Genomic DNA, 5914 nt, shown 5'->3' on the forward strand with positions numbered 1-5914 from the left:
TTGTAACTTCCTGTAAAACAAAAGATAACAAAATACTTTAAAAAAAGATTAAGTTTATGTTAGGAATTTCGAATTAAAGTGCTAGTTTTGCACCCGCAATGAGAGAGAAGTTCTTTATATAATGATAAGCAAATCGGAAAAAATATTTTTGAAAAAAGATAAAAAAAGATTTGGAAATTAAAATATAAAGATGTTATCTTTGCACCCCGCAAGAGAGGGAGTTCTTACAAATAATGATTGATTAAAACGGGATGAAAATTTTCTCAAAAAAAAGTTTCAAAAAGTTTTGGTAATTAAAAAAAAGGTTCTACTTTTGCACCCGCTAACACAGAGAGCAACGCTCGAAGTTAAGGCGAACAAATTAAGATAAGAGAACAAGTTCATAGACATATTGGATTGACAGCATATAAGAATAAGAGTAAATCTTTTTCGAGTATTATAAAGAATTGAATACCTAGCAAAATGATTATCGTCGATAAAATAAATTAGATAGCGATATCTTAAAAAATCTACGATGAAGAGTTTGATCCTGGCTCAGGATGAACGCTAGCGGCAGGCTTAACACATGCAAGTCGAGGGGTAGGTTACTTCGGTAACTGAGACCGGCGCACGGGTGCGTAACGCGTATACAATCTACCTTTTACAGAGGGATAGCCCAGAGAAATTTGGATTAATACCTCATAGTATTTTCGAATGGCATCATTTGATTATTAAAGTTCCAACGGTAAAAGATGAGTATGCGTCCCATTAGCTAGATGGTAAGGTAACGGCTTACCATGGCAACGATGGGTAGGGGTCCTGAGAGGGAGATCCCCCACACTGGTACTGAGACACGGACCAGACTCCTACGGGAGGCAGCAGTGAGGAATATTGGACAATGGGCGCAAGCCTGATCCAGCCATGCCGCGTGCAGGAAGACGGTCCTATGGATTGTAAACTGCTTTTATACAGGAAGAAACACTCCCTCGTGAGGGAACTTGACGGTACTGTATGAATAAGCATCGGCTAACTCCGTGCCAGCAGCCGCGGTAATACGGAGGATGCAAGCGTTATCCGGAATCATTGGGTTTAAAGGGTCCGTAGGCGGTTTAATAAGTCAGTGGTGAAAGCCCATCGCTCAACGATGGAACGGCCATTGATACTGTTAAACTTGAATTATTAGGAAGTAACTAGAATATGTAGTGTAGCGGTGAAATGCTTAGAGATTACATGGAATACCAATTGCGAAGGCAGGTTACTACTAATATATTGACGCTGATGGACGAAAGCGTGGGGAGCGAACAGGATTAGATACCCTGGTAGTCCACGCCGTAAACGATGGATACTAGCTGTTCGGAGCAATCTGAGTGGCTAAGCGAAAGTGATAAGTATCCCACCTGGGGAGTACGTTCGCAAGAATGAAACTCAAAGGAATTGACGGGGGCCCGCACAAGCGGTGGAGCATGTGGTTTAATTCGATGATACGCGAGGAACCTTACCAAGGCTTAAATGGGAAACGACAGGTTTGGAAACAGACTTTTCTTCGGACGTTTTTCAAGGTGCTGCATGGTTGTCGTCAGCTCGTGCCGTGAGGTGTCAGGTTAAGTCCTATAACGAGCGCAACCCCTGTCGTTAGTTGCCAGCGAGTCATGTCGGGAACTCTAACGAGACTGCCAGTGTAAACTGTGAGGAAGGTGGGGATGACGTCAAATCATCACGGCCCTTACGCCTTGGGCCACACACGTGCTACAATGGCCAGTACAGAGAGCAGCCACTTAGTGATAAGGAGCGAATCTTCAAAACTGGTCTCAGTTCGGATCGGAGTCTGCAACTCGACTCCGTGAAGCTGGAATCGCTAGTAATCGGATATCAGCCATGATCCGGTGAATACGTTCCCGGGCCTTGTACACACCGCCCGTCAAGCCATGGAAGCTGGGGGTACCTGAAGTCGGTCGCCGCAAGGAGCTGCCTAGGGTAAAACTGGTAACTAGGGCTAAGTCGTAACAAGGTAGCCGTACCGGAAGGTGCGGCTGGAACACCTCCTTTCTAGAGACAAAAGATAGTCATTTAGGTTTCAATTTATAATATAAAATAAGAGAATTTACTCTTGCTGTTAGTTCAAATAATAAAAAAACAAAACAGAGTCTCGTAGCTCAGCTGGTTAGAGTACTACACTGATAATGTAGGGGTCCCCAGTTCGAGTCTGGGCGGGACTACAAATTTTGTTTTTAAAGGAAATTTTAGAAGTTGGGTTACCACGTTTTAAGTATTGTTAACTGAGAACTGTTAACTGCTTACTGAATAAATGGGGGATTAGCTCAGCTGGCTAGAGCGCCTGCCTTGCACGCAGGAGGCCATCGGTTCGACTCCGATATTCTCCACGAATGCTATTTTAGCATAAAAGTTCATTGACATATTGAGATAAAATACAAAAAGTAGAAAAACACGTTAGTTTAGTTGCGCACAGCACTAAACTGGCAAAAAAAAACATATAATAAATTGTTTATTAATAAACAATTTGCTCATTATAAGAATACAATAAGCAAAATAAGGGCGTATGGGGGATGCCTTGGCTCTCAGAGGCGATGAAGGACGTGATAAGCTGCGAAAAGCTACGGGGATCGGCACACACGAATTGATCCGTAGATATCCGAATGGGGCAACCCAACATGTTGAAGACATGTTACTCCGATAGGAGAGTGAACCCGCTGAACTGAAACATCTAAGTAGGCGGAGGAGAAGAAAACAAAAGTGATTCCGTAAGTAGTGGCGAGCGAACGCGGATTAGCCCAAACCAATGTTGTTACGGCAATATTGGGGTTGTAGGACCACGACATTTGTTGCGGATTGAATTAGAATAACCTGGAAAGGTTAACCAAAGAGGGTGATAGTCCCGTATAAGTAAGAGAAGATAACGATAGTGGTATCCTGAGTAGCGCGGGGCACGTGAAACCCTGTGTGAATCTGGCGGGACCATCCGCTAAGGCTAAATACTCCTGAGAGACCGATAGTGAACCAGTACCGTGAGGGAAAGGTGAAAAGAACCGTGAATAACGGAGTGAAATAGATCCTGAAACCATACGCCTACAAGCGGTCGGAGCATCCAAGTGGTGTGACGGCGTGCCTTTTGCATAATGAGCCTACGAGTTACCGTTGCTGGCGAGGATAAGTGATTAAGTCACGGATCCGTAGCGAAAGCGAGTCTGAATAGGGCGCTTTAGTCAGTAATGGTAGACGCGAAACCGTGTGATCTACCCATGGGCAGGATGAAGCTGTGGTAACACACAGTGGAGGTCCGAACCGGTTGACGTTGAAAAGTCTTCGGATGACTTGTGGGTAGGGGTGAAAGGCCAATCAAACTCGGAAATAGCTCGTACTCCCCGAAATGCATTTAGGTGCAGCGCTGGGTTATAGTTATATAGAGGTAGAGCTACTGATTGGATGCGGGGGCTTCATCGCCTACCAATTCCTGACAAACTCCGAATGCTATATAATGTTTACCAGCAGTGAGGGCTTGGGTGCTAAGGTCCAAGTCCGAGAGGGAAAGAACCCAGACCATCAGCTAAGGTCCCCAAATATACGCTAAGTTGAAATAACGAGGTTTGTCTGCCCAGACAGCTAGGATGTTGGCTTGGAAGCAGCCATTCATTTAAAGAGTGCGTAACAGCTCACTAGTCGAGCGGACGAGCATGGATAATAATCGGGCATAAGTGTATTACCGAAGCTATGGATTTGACTTTTGAGTCAAGTGGTAGGGGAGCATTCTAAACTGGGTCGAAGGTGTGATGTGAGTCATGCTGGACTGTTTAGAAAAGAAAATGTAGGCATAAGTAACGATAATGCGGGCGAGAAACCCGCACACCGAAAAACTAAGGTTTCCGCAGCTATGCTAATCAGCTGCGGGTTAGTCTGGTCCTAAGGCGAACCCGAAAGGGACAGTCGATGGCTAACGGGTTAATATTCCCGTACTACTTATAATTGTGATGGAGTGACGGAGTGATGAAAGCGCCGCGAACTGACGGAATAGTTCGTTGAAGTACCTACCTATAGGACCCGTAGTCAAATGCGCGGGTTTTGGGGAAATACGATAGTACTCGGAGTCTTCGGACAATGGGATAGTGCGCCTAAGGGCTTCCAAGAAAAACTTCTAAACTTAGATTATAAGTACCAGTACCGTAAACCGACACAGGTAGTTGAGGAGAGAATCCTAAGGTGCTCGAGAGATTCATGGCTAAGGAATTAGGCAAAATAGACCCGTAACTTCGGGAGAAGGGTCGCCCTCAGTAATGAGGGCCGCAGTGAAGAGGTCCAGGCGACTGTTTATCAAAAACACAGGGCTCTGCAAAATCGTAAGATGAAGTATAGGGCCTGACACCTGCCCGGTGCTGGAAGGTTAAGTGGAGATGTTATGAGCAATCAGAAGCATTGAAATGAAGCCCCAGTAAACGGCGGCCGTAACTATAACGGTCCTAAGGTAGCGAAATTCCTTGTCGGGTAAGTTCCGACCTGCACGAATGGTGTAACGATCTGGACACTGTCTCAGCCATGAGCTCGGTGAAATTGTAGTAGCGGTGAAGATGCCGCTTACCCGCAGTGGGACGAAAAGACCCTGTGCACCTTTACTATAGCTTAATATTGACCTTGGACACGTGATGTGTAGGATAGGTGGGAGACTTTGAAGCGGCGTCGCTAGGCGTTGTGGAGTCATTGTTGAAATACCACCCTTTACTTGTCTGAGGCCTAACCCCCAATGGGGGGACATTGTTTGGTGGGTAGTTTGACTGGGGTGGTCGCCTCCAAAAGAGTAACGGAGGCTTCTAAAGGTTCCCTCAGCACGCTTGGTAACCGTGCGTAGAGTGCAATGGCATAAGGGAGCTTGACTGAGAGACATACAGGTCGATCAGGTACGAAAGTAGAGCATAGTGATCCGGTGGTTCCGCATGGAAGGGCCATCGCTCAAAGGATAAAAGGTACGCCGGGGATAACAGGCTGATCTCCCCCAAGAGCTCATATCGACGGGGGGGTTTGGCACCTCGATGTCGGCTCGTCACATCCTGGGGCTGGAGAAGGTCCCAAGGGTTGGGCTGTTCGCCCATTAAAGTGGCACGCGAGCTGGGTTCAGAACGTCGTGAGACAGTTCGGTCTCTATCTACTGTGGGCGTTAGAAATTTGAGTGGATCTGACTCTAGTACGAGAGGACCGAGTTGGACAAACCTCTGGTGTATCTGTTGTTCCGCCAGGAGCACCGCAGAGTAGCTACGTTTGGAAGGGATAAGCGCTGAAAGCATATAAGCGCGAAACCCACCACAAGATGAGATTTCTTTTAAGGGTCGTAGGAGATGACTACGTTGATAGGCTATAGATGTAAAGGCAGTAATGTCATAGTCGAGTAGTACTAATAACCCGTAAGCTTATTGTAATGTTCCTCCCGAGCAATCGGGAGGAGCGAAATTCTTTCACAGAAAGAATCGTTTTTATACTTTTATTATTTTTATCTCAGTATGTTAAGATATTTGCTTCCGATTTATCGGAGCTGTTATGATTAATGCAGAAAATGCATTGAATGTAACAAACCATTAAGGTGGTTATTGCGTTGGGGCTCACCTCTTACCTTTCCGAACAGAGAAGTTAAGCCCAACTGCGCAGATGGTACTGCAGTTATGTGGGAGAGTATGTCGCCGCCTTCTTTTATTAAAGCCTCAATCTTTTAGATTGAGGCTTTTTTTTTACCTATATATCGTCTCGTTAGAATAACGAGACGATATTTTTGTTTATAGCAGTTTGTATCTTATGAAAACCTACGCGTTAGTGGGTGAAGCGGCATCCTTTTATTTTGTTGCTTATCTATTTTAGCTTCCTCAAGACAAAACGCTACAACAAAATAAAAGATATAGCGAAACACACGACCTCGTTGTAGTAATTAAATTGATTTGAA

2 tRNA genes and 3 rRNA genes are annotated in these 5914 nt (G+C 45.2%); all 5 read left to right on the top strand.

Going from position 1 to position 5914, the window contains the following annotated elements:
* The first annotated feature begins 511 nt into the window (after window positions 1–511).
* The 5 genes from BMX42_RS14400 to rrf all read left to right on the top strand — a co-directional run bounded on the left by BMX42_RS14400 (window position 512) and on the right by rrf (window position 5666).
* Window positions 512–2025, top strand: a 16S ribosomal RNA gene (locus BMX42_RS14400).
* Window positions 2026–2121: 96 nt separating this feature from the next.
* A tRNA-Ile gene (locus tag BMX42_RS14405) sits at window positions 2122–2195 on the top strand.
* Between the two features lie 91 nt (window positions 2196–2286).
* Window positions 2287–2360 (top strand) — tRNA-Ala (locus tag BMX42_RS14410).
* Between the two features lie 155 nt (window positions 2361–2515).
* Window positions 2516–5398, top strand: a 23S ribosomal RNA gene (locus tag BMX42_RS14415).
* A gap of 158 nt (window positions 5399–5556) precedes the next feature.
* Window positions 5557–5666 (top strand): 5S ribosomal RNA (rrf, locus tag BMX42_RS14420).
* The 16S, 23S and 5S rRNA genes sit together here with 2 tRNA genes alongside, the layout of an rRNA operon.
* Window positions 5667–5914: the final 248 nt, after the last annotated feature.

It is taken from the genome of Flavobacterium terrigena (assembly GCF_900108955.1).
Taxonomy (GTDB): Bacteria; Bacteroidota; Bacteroidia; order Flavobacteriales; family Flavobacteriaceae; genus Flavobacterium; species Flavobacterium terrigena.